This is a genomic window from Curtobacterium sp. VKM Ac-1393, assembly GCF_015350995.1.
Classification (GTDB): domain Bacteria; phylum Actinomycetota; class Actinomycetes; order Actinomycetales; family Microbacteriaceae; genus Curtobacterium.
This window is the reverse complement of the sequence record NZ_JADKRW010000002.1, coordinates 534177-556817: the sequence shown is the minus strand read 5'-3', so window position 1 is coordinate 556817 and position 22641 is coordinate 534177. Positions and strand designations below refer to the sequence as shown.

The window sequence follows — 22641 nt, the reverse complement described above, 5'->3', positions numbered from 1 at the left end:
CGGCTCGGCGTCGGAGTGACGCTGTCCCGACCACGGTGCGCTCTCACCGCACCTGATCGTCCGGGCACTGCCCCGTGGGGCACCGCCCGGAAAGCTCTCTTCGGTCCGCGGTTCCCCGCACGACCTCCGGCCAGTATCGCACGCCGCTCCCGGAAAGGGACGGAACCCGCGTGCGATGATGACGGCGTGAGCACGTCAGCGCCTGCCCCCCGCCGTCCGGTCGCGATGGCCGTCTTCCTCCTGATCACCGGGCTCGTCGGCCTGTACGGGTCGTTCTCCCTGGTCCTCGACGAGTTCAAGAAGTACGCCGACCCCGACACCGTTCTGTCGTGCGACGTGAACCCGTTCATCAGCTGCTCGGACGTGATGGCGAGCTGGCAGGGGCACCTGTTCGGGTTCCCGAACCCGCTGCTCGGCGTGATGGGCTTCGTCGCGCCGATCGCCGTCGCGGTGCTGATGCTCGCGGGGTTCCGGAACGGTTCGCGCTGGTTCTGGATCGCGTTCAACGCTGGCGTGTTCCTGGCCTGGGTGTTCGTGACCTGGCTCTTCACGCAGACCGTGTGGTTCATCGGCGCACTCTGCCCCTGGTGCATGCTCGTGTGGTCGATGACCATCCCGATGTTCTGGGTGTTCACCATCTGGAACGCCGCACAGGGCCGCTTCGGCGCCCGCACCCAGCGGCTCGGCCGGACGCTGCTCCCCTTCTGCTGGGCGTTCCCGCTGGCGAACTACCTGTTCATCATCGTGACGATCATCATCAAGTTCCCGACCATCCTGACGGTCTTCTGATCCGACGCTGCACGTTCTCGATGCGGCGCCGATGACGCTTCGATGACACGTCACCGAATTCCTGGGGGCTTCCCAGCCAGGACGCCCGAGGTGTCCGAGGCCAGCACCTACGCTCGGTGACGATGAGCGACAACGAGAGCAAGAAGGTCCGCCGCGACGCCGCCCGAGAGCGCGCCCGCGAAGCCCGGGTGAAGGAGCAGGCACGTCGACGCCGCAACAGGACGCTGGGCATCAGCGGCATCATCGTCGGCAGCCTGGCCGTCGTCGCCGTGGTCGTCCTGGTGATCGCGAACTCGGTGCAACCCGCCGGTCCCGGTCCGCGGAACATGGCGAGCGACGGCATCCTGCTCACCGGCGAGGGCGGGAAGATCGTGCCCGTCGCGACGAAGGCCACCCCTGCCGGAGGAACCCCGACGGCGACCGAGCAGGACGACTCGGTGGCGAACATCACCGTGTACTCGGACTACATGTGCCCGTACTGCAACCAGTTCGAGACGGCTCAGATGGACCAGATCGAGCAGTGGGTGAAGAACGGCTCGGCGACGCTCGAACTGCACCCGTTCAACCTGCTCGACCGCGTGTCGCTCGGCTCGAAGTACTCCACGCGCTCTGCCGCTGCGGCCGCGTGTGTCGCGGACCACGACCCGGACGCGTTCCTGGCATACAACACCTCGCTCTACGAGAACCAGCCGTCGGAGAGCACCCGAGGTCTGACGAACGACAAGCTCGCGTCGCTGGCGAAGGACGCCGGCGCGACGAACAGCAAGGTCGCCTCGTGCATCACCGGGCAGGACTTCGCCGGCTGGGTCGCCGATGCCACCAACCGGGTCCTGAACGACGCGATCCCGAACTCGTCGCTCGACAAGGTCACGAGCACCCCGACGATCATCGTGAACGGCAAGCAGTTCACCGGCTCCCTGACCGACACGGACGCCTTCGCGTCCTTCGTCGAGCAGAACGGTGGCGCCGCGTAGGTACCCGGCAGCGCAACGACGAAGGCCCCCGCTTCCGGATGGAAGCGGGGGCCTTCGCTCGTGCGGGTGGTGCTACTTCGCCGCGGCGTCGATCGCGGTGATGACCGTGCTGAGGTCGTCGAGGCGCTTGCCGTCGACGACCACCGTCGGCGTCCCGAAGCCGTTCGTGCCCTGCAGCGCCGGGTTCGCCGAGACGGCGCTCGTCGACTTGGTCACCCAGCCCTTGAACTGCTCGGACGACAGGCACTCGGACACGTTCGATCCGGTCGCACCGCCGGCCTTCACGAGCTTCGCGATCTCGGCGTTCGTCAGGCCCTTCGTGCCCTCGGTCGGCTGGTTGTCGAAGAACTGCGTCTGCACGTCGAGGAACTTGTCCGGGGCGTAGTTCGCGACGCACATCGCGGCGTTCGCGGCACGGCTGGCGTAGCGCGAGTTCTGGTAGCTGCGGTCGAGGATCGACACCGGCTGGATCGCCAGTGTGGCGTCACCGGACTTCACCTTCGCCAGGATCTGGTCCGCGTAGGCGGCCTCGAACTGCTTGCAGACCGGGCAGGCCCAGTCCACGTACTCGGTCACCGCGACGGCGCCGCCGGAGTTCGACGTCGGGACCGCGGACGGAGTCCCCGTCGCCGCGACGGCCGGCGTGGTGACCGGGGTGACCTCGCCGCCCTTCGCGGTGAACTGGATCGCGCCGGTGGCCATGTTCTTCGGCCCGGCTGCGGAGACGGCGGGGGCGTTGTTCACGTTCACCACGACGATGGCGATGATCGCCGCGACGGCGATGATCCCGAGGCCGATACCGCCCTGCAGGAACCACTTGTTGCGGCGCTTGCGGGCCTTCTCGGCCGCGGCACGCTCGCGGGCCAGGTCACGCGCGTGGGCGCGACGCTCGTTCTTGGTCGGACGGTCGTTGTTCGTCACGAGTCGTTCCTCCGGCGTCTCAGGCGAACCAGAGCGCGAGCTCGCGCGCCGACGATTCGGTGCTGTCGGATCCGTGCACCAGGTTCTGCTGCACCTTGAGGCCCCAGTCGCGGCCGAGGTCGCCCCGGATGGTGCCGGGCGCGGCGCTGGTCGGGTCGGTGGTGCCCGCGAGCGACCGGAAACCGGCGATGACGCCGTTGCCGGCGACGCGCACGGCGACGACCGGGCCGGACTGCATGAACTCGACGAGCGGCTCGAAGAACGGCTTGCCCTGGTGCTCCTCGTAGTGCGCGTCCAGCAGGTCGCGCGGCGCGGTGAGCATCTTCAGGTCGACGATCTCGTAGCCCTTCGACTCGATGCGGCGGAGGATCTCACCGGTGAGCTGGCGGGCCACGCCGTCGGGCTTGACGAGGACGAGGGTCTCTTCGAGGTCGGACACGCAGTACTCCTAGTGTGTTCGCAGGGTCGAAAGGGGGATGGTCAGTCCTCGCCCATGGCGGCCCGGCGCGCGGCGTTCTGACGGTCGAGCTGACCGCCCTTGACGAAGCAGAAGACCCACAGTGCCAAGAACACCACGGCGACCGCGAACATGAACGGTTCGATGAACCCGGTGGCGAGGATGGCCGCCTGCAGCAGCCACCCGAACCATACACCGGCCCGGTTGCCGGTCAGGCGTGAGGCCAGCGCCAGCACGACCATCGCGCCGATGCCGCCGCCGAACGCCACGGCGGGCGGCAGGGTCCCCTTGCCGAAGGCGACGAGCATCGGGAAGAAGAACATGATCGCCTCGAGCACGAGCGCGATCGACAGCAGGCTCTCCTGCGCCCCGCGGTCGCGTCGCGGCGTGCGGGTGCGCGGCGCACGCCCCGGCCTGGAGGCACGTGGTGCGTTCGTCACTTCGTCTCGCCTTCCCGGTGGACCAGGTCCATGACCGCGCCTACCATCACGATGGAGCCCGCGACGAGCACGAGGGCGTCCTCGGCGTCCGCCTCGTCCGCCAGGTCGCGCGCCTGCTGCAGCGCGGCGGCGAGCGACGGCTCGACGACGACGCGGTCCGCGCCGACCTCGTCCACGACGACCTTCGCGAAGGCATCCGCGTCGAGCGCACGCTCCCCCGGCGGCTGCGTCACGACGAAGGTCTCAACGGTGTCCTTGAGTGCGCGGACGAACCCGCGGGCGTCCTTGTCACCGAGGATCCCGACGACGCCGACGACGTGCTCGGACGGGAACGCCACCGGCAGTGCCTCGGCCAGCGCCTTGGCGCCGTGCGGGTTGTGCGCCGCGTCGACCACGACGGTCGGCTCGGTGGCGATCGGCTGCAGGCGGCCGGGGCTGGTGGCGCCCGCGAGCCCCTCGGACAGGACGTCCTCGTCGAGCGCCTGGCTGCCCCGGCCGAGGAACGACTCGACGGCGGCGATCGCGACGGCGGCGTTGTGCGCCTGGTGCCGCCCGAACAGCGGCAGGAACAGGTCGTCGTAGCGGCCGGCGATCCCCTGCACGGTGATGAGCTGTCCGCCCACGGCCGGCGTCACGTCGACGACCGAGAACCCTCCCTGCAAGCTCGGACTGCCCGCCGCTCCGCGACGGTCAGTGACCGGCTCGAAGGGGCCCATGCCCTCGACGGCCAGGGTGGACTCGGTGAGCTCGGCGGCACGCTCGAGTTCGACGAGCGCCTCGGGGACCTGCTCGCTCGACACCACGGCCGACGACGGCTTGATGATCCCGGACTTGGTGCGGGCGATCTCGGCCACCGTGGCGCCGAGCTGCTTCGCGTGGTCGATGGCGATCGGGGTGAACACCGCGACCTGGCTCTGCACGACGTTGGTGGAGTCCCACTCGCCGCCCATGCCGACCTCGATCACGGCGACGTCGACCGGTGCCTCGGCGAAGCACGCCAGGGCCAGGACGGTCAGCGCCTCGAAGAAGGTGAGCGGGAGCTCGCCCTTGTCGGTGAGCTCCTTGTCGGTCAGTTCGAGGACGGGAGCGATGTCGTCCCAGTTCGAGGTGAACCGGTCCGCCTCGATCGGGGCGCCGTCGATCACGATGCGCTCCCGGATCGACACCAGGTGCGGGCTCGTCATCATCCCGGTGCGCAGTCCGTGGGCACGGATGATGCTCTCGGTCGTGCGGGCGGTGGACGTCTTGCCGTTCGTGCCCGTGATGTGGATCACCGGGTACGCCAGGTGCGGGTCGCCGAGGAGCTCGACGGCGCGACGGGTCGCGGTCAGCCGGTGCTCGGGCGACTGCTCGCCGATCCGGGCGTACAGGGCGGCCTCGACCCGCTTGACCTCGTCGTCGTCACCGCCGTAGGGCACCGCGTCGGCGGGAGCGTCGCCGGACGGGCCCACCGGGATCCGGATGCCGTCCTCGTCGTACTGCTCGTGCTCGTCGTTCTGGTCGTACAGCTCGTCGTCGCTCATGCGCGTGAGACCTCCACGGTCACCTTCGCACCGTCACCGACATCGGTGGTGGCGCCTGCCCCGAGGGGCACGATCTGGACGCTCGTCGCCAGGGTCTCCCCCGCGATGAGCTGCTGGTGGGTGCGCACCGACGCGTCGGCGGCGTCGTCGACCCCGAGGGTCAGGACGATGCGGTCGCTGACGTCGAGGTCGGCGTCGCGTCGGGCCTGCTGGACGGCGCGGACGACGTCGCGGGCGAGCCCCTCGGCCTCGAGCTCGGGCGTCGTGACGGTGTCGAGCACCACGAAGCCGCCCTCGTCGAGGAACGCCACGGCGACCGACGGGTCGGCGACGGTGAGGTCGAGCGTGTACTCGCCCTCGACCAGGTCGATGCCGCCGACGGTGACGCCGGACTCGGTCGCGGTCCAGTCGCCCTTCTTGGCGGCCGGGATCACCTGCTGCACCTGCTTGCCGATCCGGGGGCCGGCGACGCGGGCGTTGACGGTGAGCTTCCGCTCGATGCCGTACTGCGCCAGCGATTCCTCGGCCTGCGGCTCGAGGACGACCCGCTTGACGTTGAGCTCGTCGCGCAGGATGTCGGCGAACGGTTCGACCGCCGCAGGGTCCGGCACCACGAGGGTGAGCGTCGCGAGCGGCAGCCGGACGCGCTTGCCGGTCGCCTTGCGGAGCGCGAGCCCCTTCGAGGCGACGTCGCGCACGCGGTCCATGGCGGCGACGAGGGCGTCGTCGGCGGGGAACTCCTCTGCCGAGGGGAAGTCCTCCAGGTGCACCGAACGACCACCGGTCAGGCCCTTCCAGATCTCCTCGGTGACGAGCGGTGCGAGCGGTGCCGCCACGCGGGTCAGGGTCTCGAGCACCGTGTACAGGGTGTCGAACGCCGCACGGGCGTCGTCCCCCGCCGCGCCGTCGGCTCCGGTCCAGAACTTGTCGCGCGACCGGCGGACGTACCAGTTCGTCAGCACGTCGGCGAAGTCGCGGACGGCCTGGGCCGCGAGGGGGGTGTCGAGCGCGTCGAGGTGGGTCGTGACGTCCGCGACGAGCACCCGGGTCTTCGCGAGCAGGTACCGATCGAGCACGTCGGCGCTGTCCGTGCGCCGCTGCGCCTGGTACCCCGACTCCCCCGACGCGTTCGCGTACAGGGTGAAGAAGTAGTACGTCGACCACAGCGGCAGCATGAACTCGCGGACGCCCTGGCGGATCCCCTCTTCGGTGACGACGAGGTTGCCGCCGCGGATCACCGACGAGGACATCAGGAACCAGCGCATGGCGTCGGCACCGTCGCGGTCGAAGACCTCGGAGACGTCCGGGTAGTTCCGGAGCGACTTCGACATCTTCTGGCCGTCGGAGCCGAGCACAATGCCGTGGCTGATGACGTTCTTGAAGGCCGGTCGGTCGAACAGCGCCGTGGACAGCACGTGCATGACGTAGAACCAGCCGCGGGTCTGCCCGATGTACTCGACGATGAAGTCGGCCGGGCTGTGCGACTCGAACCACTCGCGGTTCTCGAACGGGTAGTGCACCTGTGCGTACGGCATCGACCCGGAGTCGAACCAGACGTCGAACACGTCGGTGATCCGGCGCATCGTCGAGTTGCCGGTGGGGTCGTCGGGGTTCGGGCGCGTCAGGTCGTCGATGAACGGGCGGTGCAGGTCCACCTCGCCGTCGGCGTTCAGCGGCAGACGGCCGAAGTCGCGCTCGATGTCCTCGAGCGAGCCGTACACGTCGGTGCGCGGGTACTCGGGGTCGTCCGACTGCCACACCGGGATCGGCGTGCCGAAGTACCGGTTGCGCGACACCGACCAGTCGATGGCGTTGCCGACCCACTTGCCGAACTGGCCGTCCTTGACGTTGTCCGGCACCCAGTTGATGTCCTGGTTGAGCTGCCCCATGCGGTCGCGGAGCTCGGCGACGCGGACGAACCACGACGACACGGCCTTGTAGATGAGGGGCTTCCGGCACCGCCAGCAGTGCGGGTAGCTGTGCTCGTACGACGCCTGGCGGAGCAGACGGCCGGCATCGCGGACGGCCTTGGTGAGCGGCTTGTTCGCGTCCGACCAGAGCATGCCGGCGACCTCGCCGAACTGCGACGTGAAGACACCGCCCTCGTCGAGGGACAGCACGACGGGGATGCCGGCGGCGGCGCAGACCACCTGGTCGTCGGCGCCGTAGGCGGGGGCCTGGTGCACGATGCCGGTGCCCTCGCCGGTCTCGACGTAGTCGGCGACCAGCACGCGCCACGCGTTCTCGTACCCTTCCTGGTCGGCCAGGTGGTCGAACAGGCGCTCGTACTCGACCCCGTCGAGCTCCGCACCCGTCAGGGTGCGGACGACCGCGGCAGCGGCGTCCTCGGCCGTCTCGTAGCCGAGGTCCTTCGCGTAGGCGGCCACGGTGTCCGAAGCCAACATGTAGCGGACCGAGCCGGCGGTACCACCGTCAGCCGCGCCTCCCGGCCCCGCAGGGAGCACCACGTACGAGACCGCAGGCCCCACCGCCAACGCGGCGTTCGTCGGCAGGGTCCAGGGGGTCGTCGTCCAGGCGAGCGCGCGCACACCGGTCAGGTCGAGCGCGGAAGCGCGGTCGCCCTGCAGCGGGAACGACACCGTGACGGACTGGTCCTGGCGCGTCTTGTAGACGTCGTCGTCCATGCGCAGCTCGTGGTTCGACAACGGCGTCTGGTCGTTCCAGCAGTACGGCAGGACCCGGAAGCCCTCGTACGCCAGGCCCTTGTCCCAGAGCTGCTTCCACGCCCACAGCACGCTCTCCATGAACGTGGTGTCGAGCGTCTTGTAGTCGTCCTCGAAGTCGACCCAGCGCGCCTGGCGGGTGACGTACTGCTGCCACTCGTCGGTGTACTGCAGCACGCTCTTCTTCGCGGCGGCGTTGAACACGTCGATGCCCATGGCGTCGATCTCGTGCTTCTCGGTGATGCCGAGCTGCCGCATCGCCTCGAGCTCGGCGGGCAGCCCGTGGGTGTCCCAGCCGAAGCGGCGGTGCACCTGCTTGCCACGCATGGTCTGGTAGCGCGGGAAGACGTCCTTCGCGTAGCCGGTCAGCAGGTGGCCGTAGTGCGGCAGGCCGTTCGCGAACGGCGGGCCGTCGTAGAAGGTCCACTCGTCGCAGCCCTGGCGCTGGTCGATGGACGCCTGGAACGTGTCGTCGCGCTTCCAGAAGGCGAGGATGCCCTGTTCGACGGCGGGGAAGGACGGCGAGGGACTGACACCTGCTGTGGTGTCGTCTGCAGGACGGTTCAAGGGGTAGCGCACCGGGGGCTCCTGTGGGTCGGTTGATCTCCACGAGGACGGAGCATGCTCCGCGGTACCACCTCGCTTGCCGCGCAGCGTGTGCTGCACGACCGCTCGTCGTCGGGGTGGTGACGGTCCCGAACCCGCCCGGTTCTACTGACGGGCGAGCCCGCGTTCTTCCGGAAGCTCCCCGGTGATGGCCGGATCGACGCCTGTTGCACCCGAGTCTACCCAACGGGAGCATGCTGGAGGAATGCCCTCGTCTGATCAGCAGGACCGCCCGGAGTCCTTGCTCACCGTCGTCATCGCCTTCGGCGCGAACCTGCTCGTCGCGATCGCGAAGTCGATCGCCGCGCTCATCTCCGGATCCGCGTCGATGGTGGCCGAGGCAGCGCACTCGTGGGCGGACACCGGCAACGAGATCTTCCTGCTCGTCGCCGAACGCCGGGGCTCCAGGAAGCGCGACACCGCGCACCCGCTCGGGTACGGCCGCGAGACCTACATCTGGTCGATGTTCGCAGCGTTCGGCCTGTTCACCGCCGGTGCGATCGTGTCGATCTACCACGGCATCTCCGAGCTCGGCGAGACGGGTCCGGCCGAGGACGTCCTGCTGAACTACATCGTGCTCGCGCTGTCGTTCTGCCTCGAGGGCACGAGCTTTCTGCAGGCCTACCGCCAGGCGCACGGTGCCGCGACGAAGCGCAAGGTGCCGGTGCTCCGCCACGTGCTGCAGTCCTCGAACCCGACGCTGCGCGCGGTGTTCGCCGAGGACGCCGCCGCGCTCATCGGTCTGGTCGTCGCGTTCCTCGGGGTGTTCCTGCACCAGATCACCGGCCTGGCGGTCTTCGACGCGATCGGGTCCATCGCGATCGGCGTGCTGCTCGGGGTCGTGGCGATCATCCTCATCGACCGCAACCGCCGGTTCCTGCTCGGGGAGAGCACGTCGCCCGAGCTCGAGAACGCCGTGCTCGTCGAGCTGCTCGGACGCTCGCAGATCGAGCGCGTCACCTACCTGCACCTCGAGTTCGTCGGACCGTCGCGGGTGTACCTCGTCGCGGCCGTCGACCTGACCGGCAACGAGACCGAGGAGCACGTCGCGGTGCGGTTGCGCGACGTCGAGAAGTCGCTCGAGGACAGCCCGTACATCGAGGAGGCGGTGCTGACGCTGAGCTACCCGGGCGACGCCTCGCTGGAGCCGACGAGCGACGAGGTGCCCGAGGTCGTGCGGGACGGGACGGCCTCGGACGTGGCCGCCGGTGGCGCGGGGACGCTGCGCACCGACTGACGCGCGCGGGCGTTCGGCGCGCGGCGGGCGCGGCGGGCGCGGCGAGACGCCGTCGTGTGCGCGAGACGCCGTCGTGTTCGCGCGGCGCCGCCATGTGCGCGAGACGCCGCCGAAAGCGGCGGCGTCTCGCCGGGATGGAGGCGTCGGACCGAGACGCCGGCGTCTCGCCGTGGACGCGACCAGCCATCGGACGGGAGGCACGGCGCCAGCCCGCCCCGCGCCTCCCGTCCGCCATCGGCAACGTCCACCACCGCGCGAGACGCCGCCGTGTGCGCGAGACGCCCCCATGTGCGCGAGACGCCGCCGAAAGTGGAGGCGTCTCGCCGGGATGGAGGCGTCGTGCCGAGACGCCGGCGTCTCGCCCTGGACGCGACCAGCCATCGGACGGGAGGCACGGCGCCAGCCCGCCCCGCGCCTCCCGTCCGCCATCGGCCACGTCCACCACCGCGCGAGACGCCGTCGTGTTTGCGCGGCGCCGCCATGCGCGCGAGACGCCGCCGAAAGTGGAGGCGTCTCGCCGGGATGGAGGCGTCGTGCCGAGACGCCGGCATCTGGGCACGGCAGCAGCGACGGCGGAAGGACGACGGCGTCGTACCGAGACGCCGGCGTCAGCGGGCGTCGAGGCCCGCGACCACCGGGGTCAGGGCCGCGCCGACGTACTCGACGAGCGGGCGGCGCCCCACCCCGTCGGCCACCCACACCCCGAACGCCGCCGCAGCAGCCCCGAGCATCGCGCCGGAGACGGTCTGCGGCCAGAGCGACCCCGGCTGCTCCCCCGTGCGCCCCGCCACGAAGGCGGCGACGGCCCCGTGCTGCGCCATCACCCGGACGGCGACCCCGGCGACGAGCTCGGAGCCGATGCCCATCACCTCGGCCTGGGCGACGGCCCACGGCACCCGCTCGGGATCGTGGGCGCGGGCGGCGGCGAGCAGGGCCTGCTCCACCGCACGCACCGCACTCTGCTCGGTCGAGGTCGCCAGGTACCCCGGCAGCCCGGCGACCGCGGCGTCGAGCTCGAGCCACATCACGTCGGACTTCGCCGTGAAGTAGTTGAAGAAGGTCGCGCGGCTCACCCCGGCCCGCACGGCGATCTGGTCGACCGTGGTGCGTCCGTAGCCCTGCTCCAGGAACAGCTCGGCAGCGGCGTCGGCGAGCACCTCGGCGCTCGAGCGTCGGGGCCGCCCACCACGGCGGATCGGTTCGTCCATGCGCCCCAGTAAACCGCTAGACTCGATCAGCCATGATCTTGGACTCAGTACAGAAAACCGTCGCCGCCGTCGCGAGCGCCACCGCCGTCCTCCTCGTCCTCGCCGCGTGCAGTGGAGCGGGGACGAGCACCACGAGCAGCAAGCCGGTGAGCGGCGGCACCCTGACCTACGCGTCCGGTGACGCCGAGCCCACCTGCCTCGACCCGCACGTCGGCGGAAACTACCCGCAGGCGCTCCTGGCGACGCAGTACATCGAGGAACTCGTCGGGCTCGAGGACGGCAAGCCGACGCCCGAGCTCGCGACGAAGTGGACCACGAACGACGACGGCAAGACCCTCACCTTCACGCTGCGCGACGACGTCACCTTCGCCGACGGCACCCCGTTCGACGCCGCCGCCGTCGTGGCGAACATCGAGCACGTGCAGGACCCGGCCACCGCGTCGAGCACCGGCTACCTCGCGCTGCAGTCGATCACGAAGGCGACGGCCACCGACGACCACACCGTGACGCTCACCCTGAGCCGTCCGGACAGCGCGCTGCTCGAGTCGTTCTCGCAGCCATGGGTCGGCATGGAGTCCCCGAAGGCGCTCGAACGCAAGCAGGCGACGAACTGCGAGTCCCCCGTCGGCACCGGCCCGTTCGAGGTCACCGGCTGGAAGCACGGCGACCGCGTCACCCTGACGAAGAACACCGACTACTGGGGGAAGACGAAGCCGCGCCTGTCCGGCATCACCTGGCGGTTCCTGCCGGACTCGACCTCGCGCTACGCGGCGCTGCAGTCCGGTCAGGTCGACGTCATCGACAACGCGCAGCCCGACCAGCTCAAGGCTGCGTCGGCGAAGGGCGCCATCCGCGACCTCGACGCCCCGCGTCCCGGCGCCTCGAACCGCCTGGAACTGAACTCGGGCCACGGCGTGTTCCGTGACGATGCCGTGCGCAAGGCGTTCATCGCGGGCGCGGAGATCGACCCCGGTCTGCAGTCACTGTTCCTCGGCACGGCGAAGCGCTCGTACTCGGTGCTCTCGAGCGCCGAGCCCCTGGCGTACTCCGAGAAGAGCCGGTTCGAGTACTCGCCGACGACGGCGAAGCAGCTGCTCGACGACGCCGGCTGGAAGGTCGGCTCCGACGGCATCCGCGTCAAGGACGGCCAGCAGCTCACCGTGACGTTCCCGGTGTCGACGAACCAGTCGGTGCCGGCCGAGCGCAGCCTGTTCCAGCAGGTCCAGGCGTCCGAGAAGGCCGTCGGGTTCAAGGTCGTCCTCGACGAACTTGACCTGTCCAGCTGGTACGCGGCCCTGGCGGCGAACGAGTACGACGTCGTCAGCGCCCCATACACGAAGGTCGGCCCGGACGTCCTGCGGATCCTGTACGACAGCGCGAGCATCACGCCGGCCCCGTCGGGGTACTTCGCGAACCTCGCCCAGCTCGACGACCCGGCCCTCGACCGGCTGCTCGAGCAGGCCGCCCGCACCTCCGACGCCAGCGAGCGCGCCGACCTGTACGAGCAGGCGCAGAGGACGATCCTGGCGAGCGACACCGTGCTGCCCCTCTACGACCAGCAGAACCACTTCCTGGTGCGCTCGGCCGTGCACGGCATCCAGACGACCTCGGTGTCCACGCCCTGGTTCGGCACGGCCTGGATCGACCGCTGACGCGGATGCCCTGGGTGTGGTGGGCCGTCCGGCGGCTCGTCGGCGGCATCGGCGTGCTCTGGGCCGTCGCGACGATCGTCTTCGTGGCCATCCGGCTCATCCCCGGCGACCCCGCGCTCGCGATCCTCGGCGGCCCGGGCTCGCAGGCCTCCGCCGAGGCGGTCGCGCAGGTGCGCCACGAGTACGGCCTCGACCAGCCCGTCCTCGTGCAGTACGCGGTGTTCCTCGGACGCCTCGCGACCCTGCAGCTCGGTGACTCCTACGCCTTCCGCACCCCCGTCACGACGCTGCTCGGTCAGCAGCTCCCCGTCACCCTGACCCTGGCGGTCGCCGGGCTCGTCGTCGCGTGGGTGCTGGCGATCGTCGCGGCCTGGTGGTCGACGCAGCGCGGCCGCTTCGCCGCCGGGCTGACCAGTGCGCTGAGCGTCACCGCGAGCGTCATGCCGCACTTCTGGCTCGGCAGCGTGCTCATCGTCGTGTTCGCGAGCGCCCTCGGCTGGGTGCCCGCGGTCAGTGACGGGACGGTGCGCGGTTGGGTGCTGCCGGTGCTGACCGTGGCCGTGCCGGTGGCCGGGTACCTGGCCGAGACCGTGCGCGACGGGGTCGTCGACGCCCAGCGATCCGCATTTGCCCTGGCTGCCCGGGGCCGTGGCGAGACCCGCCTCGGGCTCTTCGCGCGGCACCTGCTCCGGCATGCCGCCCTGCCCGGGATCGCCCTGTCCGCCTGGGCGTTCGGGTCCCTCGTCTCCGGGGCCGTCGTCGTCGAGTCGGTGTTCGCGCTGCCCGGCATCGGTCGCGCGCTGGTGACCGCGGTGACGCAGCGGGACATGCCGCTCGTCGCCGGGATCGCCCTGGTGTCGGCAGCCGCGTACGTCGCGGTGCTCGCCGTCGCGGACCTCGTGGAGCGCGCGGTCGACCCGCGCGCCGGACGCTCGCGTGGTCCGCGAACCGACCGACGCCGTGGAGCCGACCACGAGGCGGCCGCGCGGTGAGCGGCATCGCCGAGCCGAGCCTCCCGGCCGGCCGGTCCACCGACGAACGCCCGGCAGGCGGACGCGGTCCCCGCGCCCTCGGCGTCCCGGGCACCGTCGCTGGCGCCGTGGTCCTGCTCGCCGTCGTCGCGGCGGCCTGGCCTGCCCTGCTCGGCGGCGCGGACCCGCTCGCGGTGCACCCGTCCGAGGCCCTGCTCGCACCGAGCGGCGCCCACCCCTTCGGCACCGATGAATCCGGACGCGACGTCCTGGCCCGCGTCGTCGCCGGCACGCGGGCCTCGCTCGTGGTCGGGGTCGCCGCGACCCTGATCGGCGGCGGTGCCGGGGTGCTGCTCGGCGTGGTCGCCGGGCTCGGAGCCGGCGCCGGACGCGTCGGCCGGCTGCTCGACGCCGTGATCGGCCGCGTCACCGAGGTCGCGTTCGCCCTGCCGCTCCTGCTCGTCGCCCTGGTGGTCATCGCCGTCACCGGCCCCGGCCCGGTCCCCGCCGTGCTCGCCGTCGGCTTCGCCACCGCCCCCGGCTACGCCCGCATCGTCCGTGGCCTGGTCCGCGCCGCACGCTCGTCGCAGGTCGTCGAGACCGCCGTGCTCCTCGGCCGCTCTCCCGCACGCATCGTGGTCCGGCACGTCCTGCCCACCGCGCTCTGGCCCGTCGTCGCCGTCGCCACGCTCGGCGTCGGCCAGGCGATCGTCTGGGCCTCGGCACTGAGCTACCTCGGGGTCGGCACCCCGCCCCCGGCCCCGGAGTGGGGTGCGATGCTCGCCGACGGCCGGACCTACCTGCAGACCGCACCGTGGATGAGCACCTTCCCCGGGCTCGCCATCGTGGTGCTCGCGACCGCCGTCACCGTGCTCGGTCGCGCGGTCCGCCGAACAGGAGTCGTCCGATGACCACCGTCCTCGAGGTCCAGGGCCTGCACGTCGCCATCGCGGGCACGCTGATCGTGCACGACGTCGGCCTGCGGGTCGCCGCCGGCGAGTGCGTCGCCCTGGTCGGCGCCTCCGGCTCCGGCAAGACCGTCACCGCCCGCGCCGCGCTCGGCCTGTCCGCGCCCGGCTCCGCCGTCCGGGCCGACGCCTTCACCGTCGCCGGACTCGACGTCCGGGCGTTCTCCGATCGTCGGTGGCGCCAGGTGCGCGGGTCGCGGGTCGGTTACGTCGGCCAGGAGGCCCTGGGCGCGTTGGACCCGCTGCGTCCGGTCGGGCGCGAGGTCGCCGACAGCCTCCGCCTGCACACCGAGATGGGTGCGGCCGAGCGCGTGGACGCCGTGCGCGATGCCCTGCAGGCGGTGGGCCTCGACCCGGACATCGCGACCGACGGGCGACTCGCCGGCACGCTGTCGGGCGGGATGCGGCAGCGGGCCCTCATCGCCGCGGCCACCATCGGGTCACCGTCACTCGTCGTCGCTGACGAACCCACGACCGCGCTCGACGCCGGGATCGCGGTCACCGTGATGGAGCAGCTCCGGGCCGCGCAGCAGCGCGGGGCGGGGCTGCTCGTGATCACGCACGACCTGGGGCTCGTCGCCGGATGGGCCGACCGGGTGGCCGTCATGCACGAGGGCCGGATCGTCGAGCAGGGCCCGGTCGCCGCGGTGTTCGCCGCGCCGGCCCACCAGGCGACGCAGGCCCTGGTGCGCGCTGCCTCGCACGGTGCGAGGTCCCGCCGGGATGCTGTCGTTCGGTGCGAGGTTCCGGACGTGGTGCGACGAGCCGAGGATCGCACGGAACACGGAACCTCGCACGGAACAGAGGCGACCTCGCACGGTGCGAGGGGGGTACTCGTCGCCGAAGGACTCGCGCGCGACTACGAGGGCGTCCGCGCCGTCGACGACGTGTCGTTCGGGCTCGACCGCGGGCGGGTGCTCGGGGTGATCGGCGCCTCGGGGTCGGGCAAGACCACCCTGGCGCGGATGCTCCTGGGCCTCGAGACGCCCGACGCCGGCACGGTCGCGCTCGACGACGAACCGTGGGCACCGCTCCCCGAGCGCGACCGACGACCCCGGCGCCACCGGGTCTCGGCCGTCGTGCAGGACCCCGGAGCCACGTTCGACGAACGGTGGTCGGTCGAGCGGGTCCTCGCCGACGCGTTCTCGCGGGGTGACGACCGGCGGGCGCGGGGACCGCTCGCCGCCCGGGTCGACCAAGCCCTGCGGCAGGTGGACCTCGACCCGGCGCTCCGGCCGCGGTCGCCGCGCACGCTGTCCGGCGGCCAGCGGCAGCGCCTGGCGATCGCCCGGGCCCTGGCGACCGAACCCGAGGTGATCGTCCTCGACGAGCCGGTGACCGCGCTCGACGCCACCGTGCAGGACGCCGTGCTGACCCTGCTCGAGCGGCTCCGCGACGACACCGGCGTGGCGATGGTGTTCGTCTCGCACGACCTGCGGGCCGTGCGCCGGATGGCCGACGACGTGCTGGTCGTGCACCAGGGCGCGGTCGTCGAACACGGTCCCGCGGCGTCGGTGTTCGCACGCCCGACCCACCCGGTGACCGCGCGCCTGCTGCGGTCCGCCGAGCGGCTGGCCGCGGGCCCCGCAGCCGACTTCACGGGCTGAGCGACAGTTCGCGCGGTGCAACGTCCGCGAACTGTCGCTGGGCGCGTGACGTCACCCACGGCTCTGGACGTGACCGGAGGCCCGGCGCGCGTCCGTGGCGGACGTGCACCGGGCCTCCAGAGCGGGTGTGACCGGGGTCAGGAGTCCGCGGACTCCTTCTTCGGTGCGTCACCGGAGATGATCGGGATCTCGCTGGTCGCGAAGTCCTTCGCCCAGTCGGACTGCGCGAACTCCGAGGTCGGGTCGTTGTAGTCGTCGATCACGCCGGCGACCTCGTCCTCGGAACCGACCGTCGGGCCGGAACCCATGAGCGGGGTGGACGCGGTCTCCTTGGTGAAGTACACCGCGACGAGCCCGATCACCGCGGCGAGCATCAGGTAGAACGCGGGGATGTCCTCGGCCCAGCCGTAGCCGGCGTCCTTCGCGGCGTTGATGAGCGCCGAGGTCGCGAGCGGTGTGGTCCCACCGAACAGCGACACCGAGACGTTGAACGCGATCGCGAGCGCGCCGTAGCGGATGATCGTCGGGAACAGCGCGGGCAGCGTCGACGGCATGGTCGAGGTGAACGTGACGAGCACGACGCCCAGGATGAGCAGGCCGGAGAACACCCCGACGCCCGTGCCGGTCTGGACGAGCTTGAGCGCCGGCCAGGACAGCAGGATGAAGCCGATGCAGCCGGCGGCGAGCACCGGACGACGGCCGAACTTGTCGGACAGGCGGCCGCCGAAGGTGATGACGACCATCATGAGCAGCATCACGACGACGATCAGGATGAGGCCGAACGTGGCGTTCTGGCCGAGGTTCTGCTCGAGGTAGGTCGGCATGTACGACAGCAGCATGTAGTCGGTCACGTTGAAGACCAGGACCAGGCCGATGCAGATGATCAGTGCGCGCCAGTTCTCGGCGAAGAGCTTGAGGAACGGGGTCTTCTGCCCCTCGCGTTCGGCGGCCTGCTCCTGCTGCTTCTGGAAGGCCGGGGTCTCCTCGAGCTTGAGGCGCAGGTACAGCCCGATCAGGCCGAGCGGACCGGCGATGATGAACGGGATGCGCCAGCCCCAGCTGAGCAGGGCGTCCTCGGACAGGCCGAACTGCAGGCCGGTGACGATCGACGCACCGAGCACGTAGCCGGCCAGGGTGCCGAACTCGAGCCACGAACCCATGAACCCGCGGCGCTTGTCCGGCGAGTACTCGGCGATGAAGGTCGCGGCGCCGCCGTACTCACCACCGGTCGAGAAGCCCTGCACGAAGCGAGCCACGAGCAGCAGGACCGGCGCCCAGAAGCCGATCGAGTCGTACGAGGGGATCAGGCCGATCATCAGCGTGCCGGCGGCCATCAGGATCATCGTCAGCGCGAGGACCTTCTGCCGGCCGATCCGGTCACCGATCGGGCCGAAGACGGCGCCACCGATCGGACGGACGATGAACGCGGCGGCGAAGAAGCCGAAGGTCGCGACGATGTTCGCGGCCGGGTCGCCCTGCGGCAGGAAGACCTGCGAGATCGTGACGGTCAGGTACGCGAAGATGCCGAAGTCGAACCACTCCATCGCGTTGCCGAGCGCGGCAGCGGCCACGGCACGCTTGAGCAGCGACTCCTCGACGACGGTGACGTCGTCCTTCGTCAGGTTGCGCCGAGCGCGCTTCGCAGCGCCCTTCGAGCGCAGCGGTCGGTCGCCGTGCGGCTGCGGCCGATCGCCGTGCGGGTGGGGTGCGTCGTTCGGTGCCAAGTCGTTCCTCCGGTGTGCGGTGCGTCCTTCGGGCGTCCGGCGGACGGCAACGGTGCAGTTCCTGCGAACCAACCCGCGCTCGCCGGACAAACTCCGACAGACTACCAGGGTTCCGGCGTGTCCGACAGGACGGTGTGGTAACTGCGCTCGGACCGCTCGTGAGCCGCGTCGGCCCTGCCCGCTACGATTGGGACACCACGCAGCAGGCGTGGACACTCAGGCACCTCATCACGGACTCGGTGCCGCACACACGCACGGAAGGCGCAGCCATGACCAAGCCCATGCCCGAGAAGCCCAGCGTCGACGGACTCGAGCAGGTGTGGGGGCCGGTCTGGGAGCAGGACGGTACCTACCGCTTCGACCGTGACGCCGCCGGCCACCGCGATGCCGTCTACTCGATCGACACCCCGCCGCCGACCGCTTCCGGTTCGCTGCACATCGGGCACGTCTTCTCGTACACGCACACCGACCTCAAGGCGCGGTTCGAGCGCATGCGGGGCAAGCACGTGTTCTACCCGATGGGCTGGGACGACAACGGCCTGCCGACCGAGCGCCGCGTGCAGAACTACTACGGCGTCCGCTGCGACCCGACGCTCCCCTACGACCCCGACTTCACGCCGCCGTTCGAGGGCGGCGACGGCAAGTCGTCGAAGGCCGCCGACCAGCTGCCGATCTCGCGCCGCAACTTCATCGCGCTGTGCGACCAGCTGACCGTGCAGGACGAGCAGCAGTTCGAGGAGCTCTTCCGCACCCTCGGCCTGTCGGTGGACTGGACGCAGTCGTACCGCACCATCGACGACACCTCGCGGGCCAGCGCCCAGCGCGCCTTCCTCCGCAACCTCGAGCGTGGCGAGGCCTACCAGGCCGACGCGCCGACCCTGTGGGACGTCACGTTCCGCACCGCGGTCGCGCAGGCCGAGCTCGAGGACAAGGAGATGCCCGGCGCGTACCACGGCATCGCCTTCCACCGCCCCGACGGCGGCGACGTCGTGATCCAGACGACCCGTCCCGAGCTGCTGCCGGCGTGCGTCGCCCTCGTCGCGCACCCCGACGACGAGCGGTTCCAGGACCTGTTCGGCACCACGGTCCGCTCCCCCCTGTTCGACGTCGAGGTCCCGGTGCTCGCGCACCACCTGGCGCAGAAGGACAAGGGCGCCGGCATCGCGATGGTCTGCACCTTCGGCGACACCACCGACGTGGTGTGGTGGCGCGAGCTGCAGCTGCCGAACCGCGCGATCCTGGGCTTCGACGGCCGCGTGCGCTCCGACGAGCCCGCGTGGATCGAGTCGGCGGCGGGCAAGGCGCTCTACGCCGAGATGGCCGGCAAGACCGTGTTCTCGGCGAAGAAGGTCGTCGTGGACGCCCTGACCGAGTCCGGCGAGCTCGTCGGTGACGTCAAGACGATCAACCACCCGGTCAAGTTCTTCGAGAAGGGCGACAAGCCGCTCGAGATCGTCTCGACCCGCCAGTGGTACATCGTCAACGGTGCCCGCGACGAAGCCCTGAAGACCACACTCCGCGCCCGCGGCGAGGAGATCGCGTTCCACCCGGACTTCATGCGCGTCCGCTACGACAACTGGGTCGGTGGCCTGTCCGGCGACTGGCTCATCTCGCGCCAGCGGTTCTTCGGCGTGCCGATCCCGGTCTGGTACCCGCTCGACGCCGACGGCAATCCGGTGTTCGACCAGCCGATCGTCCCCACCGAGGCGCAGCTGCCGGTCGACCCGTCGTCCGACCCTGCCCCGGGCTACTCCGAGGACCAGCGCGGCGTCGCCGGCGGGTTCCAGGGCGAGCTCGACGTCATGGACACCTGGGCCACGTCGTCGCTCACCCCGCAGCTCGCGGGCAAGTGGGAGACCGACCCGGCGCTCTACGACCTGGTGTACCCGTACGACGTCCGCCCGCAGGCGCAGGACATCATCCGCACGTGGCTGTTCACGACGGTGCTCCGCAGCCAGCTCGAGGCCGACGTCGTGCCCTGGAAGCACGCGAGCATCTCCGGCTTCATCGTCGACCCCGACCGCAAGAAGATGTCGAAGTCGAAGGGCAACGTCGTCACGCCGCTGTCGATCCTCGAGCAGCACGGCGCCGACGCGGTCCGCTACTGGGCGGCCTCGTCCAAGCTCGGCACCGACGCAGCGTTCGACCCGCAGAACCCGAAGCAGATCAAGGTCGGCCGTCGTCTGGCGATCAAGGTGCTGAACGCCGCGAAGTTCGTCTACGGCTTCCCGCTGCCCGAGGGCGCCACGAGCGTGACCGAGGCACTCGACGTCGACATGCTCGCCGAGCTCGGTGCGGTCGTCGAGCAGGCCACCGCCGCGTTCGACGGGTTCGACCACGCTCGTGCGCTCGAGATCACGGAGCGGTTCTTCTGGACCTTCTGCGACGACTACCTCGAGCTCGTGAAGGAGCGTGCCTACGGCACGGCTGCCGACGCGACGCACGAGACCCAGGCGAGCGCGGTCCTGGCGCTGCGCGGCGCGATCGACGTGCTGCTCCGACTGCTGGCACCGTTCCTCCCGTACGCGACGGAAGAGGTGTGGGCCTGGACCCACGACACCAGCGTGCACCGGGCCTCCTGGCCGACCGCGGCCGACCTGCCGACCGACGCGGCCCCCACCGGGCTGCTCGCGGCGGTCGGACAGGCGCTCATCGGGATCCGCGGCGCGAAGACGTCGGCGAAGGCGTCCCAGAAGACGCCCGTCACGCGTGCCGTGGTCGCGGCTCCGGCCGAGACGCGGGCGCTCATCGAGCGCGCGGCGGTCGACCTGGCGGCCGTCGGCCGCATCGAGAACCTTTCGTTCGTCGACGGCGACGAGCTCGCCGTCACCGAGATCGAGCTCGCGGAACAGCAGGCGTGACGTCGGTGGACCGGCCGGGTCGCCTGGGCGATCGGGCCGGTCCACCACCGGACAGGAGGCACGGATGCAGTTGGGCACACGATGGAACGTGGGTGGGGAGCCGCCTGCGCGACTGCCCGAGGCGATGGTCGTCGCCGTGCGCGGGGTCGAGGACGAACTCGCGGCGGAGTCGGTCGACACGGCAGCGTGGGGCTGGACCCTGACGTACCTCGAGGGCAAGCCGATCGTCGAGCTCGACGACGGCACATCGATCCACCTCGACGCGCTCGGGCACGCGCAGGTCACGAACCCCGACGACGCCGCCGAAGAGGACTAGCGCGCCGGTCCCCCGAGTGAGCAGAAGACGTCGAGTGCAGCGGATGCACTCGACGTCTTCTGTTCACTGGGCGGGCGCCTCGACGAGGAAACGCCCGCGTGATCGCCGAGGGATCAGGACTCGGCGAGCCAGGTGAGCAGGACCTCGTTCACCTCGGCGGTGTGCGTGGTGAGCAGGCCGTGCGGGGCGCCCTCGATCTCGACGTACTTCGCGGCCGGCAGGGCCTTGGTGAAGCGGCGGCCGGTGGCGTCGATCGGCAGGATGTTGTCCGCCGTACCGTGCACGATGAGCGCCGGCACGGTGACCTTCGGGATGTCCTGGCGGAAGTCGGTCGGCCAGGTCAGCGGTGCTGCGGCGCTCGCGATCGAGCCGGAGCCGGCGGCGACGTTCCAGGCGTTGCGGACGGCTTCTTCCGAGATGCGCGAGCCGAGGTTCTCCGACAGGTTGAAGAAGTCCTGGTAGAAGTTCGTGAAGTACGCGTAGCGGTCCTTCTTGACGTCGGCGGCGATGCCCTCGAAGAACGACATCGGGCCGGCGCCGTCGGGGTTGTCGTCGGTGATGGCCAGGAAGGGCTCGAGCGAGGCGAGGAACGCGACCTTCGCGATCCGGTCCTGTCCGTGGCGACCGATGTAGCGGGCGATCTCGCCGGTGCCCATCGAGAAGCCGACCAGGATGACGTCACGCAGGTCGAGGGTCTCGAGCACGGTGTGCAGGTCGTCGGCGAAGGTGTCGTAGTCGTAGCCGGTGCTCGGCTGCGAGGACTGCCCGAAGCCGCGGCGGTCGTACGTGATCACGCGGTAGCCGGCCTCGAGGAGCGGCGGGACCTGGCCCTCCCACGAGTTGCCGTCGAGGGGGAAGCCGTGGATCAGCACGATCGGCTGACCGGTCCCCTTGTCCTCGTAGTGGAGTTCGATGTCGACGCTGTTCTCGGTTCCGACGGTGATGGCACCCATGATCGTTCCTTCCCTGGCCTTCGCGGAGAACGTCCGTTCTCCGCCGATGTGCCCTACACTAGAGAACGATCGTTCCCACCGCAAGGCGGGGACGGTGAACACGCAGGGAACGGGGTACGTCATGGCAACCAGCACCATCAGCACCGTCGACGCCGACGTCCGAGCGCACATCGTGGACGTCGCCGACGAGCTGTTCTACGCGCGCGGCATCCAGTCGGTCGGCATGGACGAGATCCGCACCGGCGCCGGCGTCTCACTGAAGAAGCTCTACGCGACCTTCCCCGGCAAGGAGCAGCTGATCGCGGCCGTCCTGTCCGGGCGCCACGACCTCTGGGAGCGCGGCGTGCACGGTGCGGTCGAGGCCGCCACGAGCCCCCGCGACAAGCTGCTCGCCGTCTACGACTTCCTCGAGTCGTGGTTCGGTGACGACACGTTCCGCGGCTGCGGGTTCATCAACGCCTTCGGCGAGCTCGGCGCCACCTCGCCCGCGGTCGCCGAGATCGCCCGCGCGCACAAGGACTCGTTCCAGCGGTTCGTGCAGGAGCTCACCGCCGAGGTCGTCGCCGAGCCGGAGCACGCCGAGGAACTCGCCGCACAACTCGCCCTGCTCGCCGAGGGTGCACAGACCACCGCGGCGATCGCCGGCACCACGGCGCCGGCGGCGCACGCCCGCCGTGCGGCCGAGACGCTGATCGACGCAGCGACGCGCTGACCGAGAACGCGACCACAGGGCGGACGGGAGGCGCGGGG

The 22641-nt window shown here is 70.8% G+C and carries 18 protein-coding genes; 10 read left to right on the top strand and 8 right to left on the bottom strand.

Annotated elements, in window-relative coordinates:
• Nucleotides 1-186 precede the first annotated feature (186 nt).
• Both ITJ59_RS06470 and ITJ59_RS06465 read left to right on the top strand, forming a co-directional pair.
• Nucleotides 187-789 carry a vitamin K epoxide reductase family protein gene (locus tag ITJ59_RS06470; protein WP_323749426.1) on the top strand — a complete coding sequence of 201 codons (603 nt, stop codon included), beginning with the start codon at nt 187-189 and terminating at the stop codon, nt 787-789.
• Nucleotides 790-911: 122 nt separating this feature from the next.
• Entirely contained in the window at nt 912-1763 is an 852-nt protein-coding gene (locus tag ITJ59_RS06465) for a DsbA family protein (RefSeq protein ID WP_194650268.1), read from the top strand.
• 72 nt (nt 1764-1835) lie between these two features.
• Here the strand turns inward: ITJ59_RS06465 and ITJ59_RS06460 are convergent, their stop codons facing one another.
• Genes ITJ59_RS06460 through ileS form a run of 5 tightly spaced genes read right to left on the bottom strand, consistent with a single transcriptional unit; the run spans nt 1836 to nt 8367 of the window.
• The gene (locus ITJ59_RS06460) at nt 1836-2684 is read right to left on the bottom strand and encodes a DsbA family protein (protein ID WP_194650267.1); all 849 of its coding nucleotides are present in this window, start codon (nt 2682-2684) and stop codon (nt 1836-1838) included.
• A gap of 19 nt (nt 2685-2703) precedes the next feature.
• Nucleotides 2704-3123 (bottom strand): nucleoside-diphosphate kinase, encoded by a 420-nt coding sequence (ndk, locus tag ITJ59_RS06455; protein ID WP_111084529.1) that lies wholly within the window; start codon nt 3121-3123, stop codon nt 2704-2706.
• A gap of 41 nt (nt 3124-3164) precedes the next feature.
• Nucleotides 3165-3581: a DUF4233 domain-containing protein gene (locus ITJ59_RS06450; protein ID WP_194650266.1), complete on the bottom strand. Its 417-nt coding sequence runs from the start codon at nt 3579-3581 to the stop codon at nt 3165-3167.
• Entirely contained in the window at nt 3578-5104 is a 1527-nt protein-coding gene (locus tag ITJ59_RS06445) for a bifunctional folylpolyglutamate synthase/dihydrofolate synthase (protein ID WP_194650265.1), read from the bottom strand. Before ITJ59_RS06445 ends, ITJ59_RS06450 begins: the two co-directional genes overlap by 4 nt.
• A complete protein-coding gene (gene ileS / locus ITJ59_RS06440; protein ID WP_194650264.1) occupies nt 5101-8367 on the bottom strand; it encodes an isoleucine--tRNA ligase in 3267 nt (1088 codons plus the stop codon). Before ileS ends, ITJ59_RS06445 begins: the two co-directional genes overlap by 4 nt.
• 232 nt (nt 8368-8599) lie before the next feature.
• Here ileS and ITJ59_RS06435 point away from each other — a divergent pair, with 232 nt between their 5' ends.
• Nucleotides 8600-9631, top strand: a complete 1032-nt coding sequence (locus ITJ59_RS06435) for a cation diffusion facilitator family transporter (RefSeq protein ID WP_194650263.1) — start codon at nt 8600-8602, stop codon at nt 9629-9631.
• Between the two features lie 608 nt (nt 9632-10239).
• Here ITJ59_RS06435 and ITJ59_RS06430 read toward each other — a convergent pair.
• Nucleotides 10240-10839 (bottom strand): TetR family transcriptional regulator, encoded by a 600-nt coding sequence (locus ITJ59_RS06430; protein WP_194650262.1) that lies wholly within the window; start codon nt 10837-10839, stop codon nt 10240-10242.
• Between the two features lie 32 nt (nt 10840-10871).
• Between ITJ59_RS06430 and ITJ59_RS06425 the strand changes: the two genes are divergently transcribed.
• From ITJ59_RS06425 to ITJ59_RS06410, 4 genes are read left to right on the top strand one after another with little or no spacing between them, the layout of a single operon-like run.
• On the top strand, nt 10872-12491 hold the full coding sequence (locus tag ITJ59_RS06425; RefSeq protein WP_194650261.1) for an ABC transporter substrate-binding protein: 1620 nt from the start codon (nt 10872-10874) through the stop codon (nt 12489-12491).
• Between the two features lie 5 nt (nt 12492-12496).
• Nucleotides 12497-13483 (top strand): ABC transporter permease, encoded by a 987-nt coding sequence (locus tag ITJ59_RS06420; protein WP_194650260.1) that lies wholly within the window; start codon nt 12497-12499, stop codon nt 13481-13483.
• Nucleotides 13480-14373 carry an ABC transporter permease gene (locus ITJ59_RS06415; RefSeq protein WP_323749425.1) on the top strand — a complete coding sequence of 298 codons (894 nt, stop codon included), beginning with the start codon at nt 13480-13482 and terminating at the stop codon, nt 14371-14373. Before ITJ59_RS06420 ends, ITJ59_RS06415 begins: the two co-directional genes overlap by 4 nt.
• On the top strand, nt 14370-16037 hold the full coding sequence (locus ITJ59_RS06410; RefSeq protein ID WP_194650259.1) for an ATP-binding cassette domain-containing protein: 1668 nt from the start codon (nt 14370-14372) through the stop codon (nt 16035-16037). Before ITJ59_RS06415 ends, ITJ59_RS06410 begins: the two co-directional genes overlap by 4 nt.
• Before the next feature lie 137 nt (nt 16038-16174).
• Here the strand turns inward: ITJ59_RS06410 and proP are convergent, their stop codons facing one another.
• Complete coding sequence (gene proP, locus ITJ59_RS06405; RefSeq protein ID WP_228511102.1) at nt 16175-17761, bottom strand: glycine betaine/L-proline transporter ProP; 1587 nt, start codon at nt 17759-17761, stop codon at nt 16175-16177.
• A gap of 269 nt (nt 17762-18030) precedes the next feature.
• Here proP and valS point away from each other — a divergent pair, with 269 nt between their 5' ends.
• Nucleotides 18031-20622, top strand: coding sequence for a valine--tRNA ligase (valS, locus tag ITJ59_RS06400; RefSeq protein ID WP_228511100.1), 2592 nt, complete (start codon nt 18031-18033; stop codon nt 20620-20622).
• A gap of 64 nt (nt 20623-20686) precedes the next feature.
• Nucleotides 20687-20938 carry a hypothetical protein gene (locus ITJ59_RS06395; protein ID WP_194650258.1) on the top strand — a complete coding sequence of 84 codons (252 nt, stop codon included), beginning with the start codon at nt 20687-20689 and terminating at the stop codon, nt 20936-20938.
• A 113-nt stretch (nt 20939-21051) separates the two neighbouring features.
• On the opposite strand, the gene ITJ59_RS06390 is transcribed toward ITJ59_RS06395, so the two are convergent.
• Nucleotides 21052-21891: an alpha/beta fold hydrolase gene (locus tag ITJ59_RS06390; RefSeq protein ID WP_194650257.1), complete on the bottom strand. Its 840-nt coding sequence runs from the start codon at nt 21889-21891 to the stop codon at nt 21052-21054.
• A gap of 121 nt (nt 21892-22012) precedes the next feature.
• On the opposite strand from ITJ59_RS06390, the gene ITJ59_RS06385 reads away from it, so the two are divergent.
• On the top strand, nt 22013-22603 hold the full coding sequence (locus tag ITJ59_RS06385) for a TetR/AcrR family transcriptional regulator (protein ID WP_194650256.1): 591 nt from the start codon (nt 22013-22015) through the stop codon (nt 22601-22603).
• Nucleotides 22604-22641: the final 38 nt, after the last annotated feature.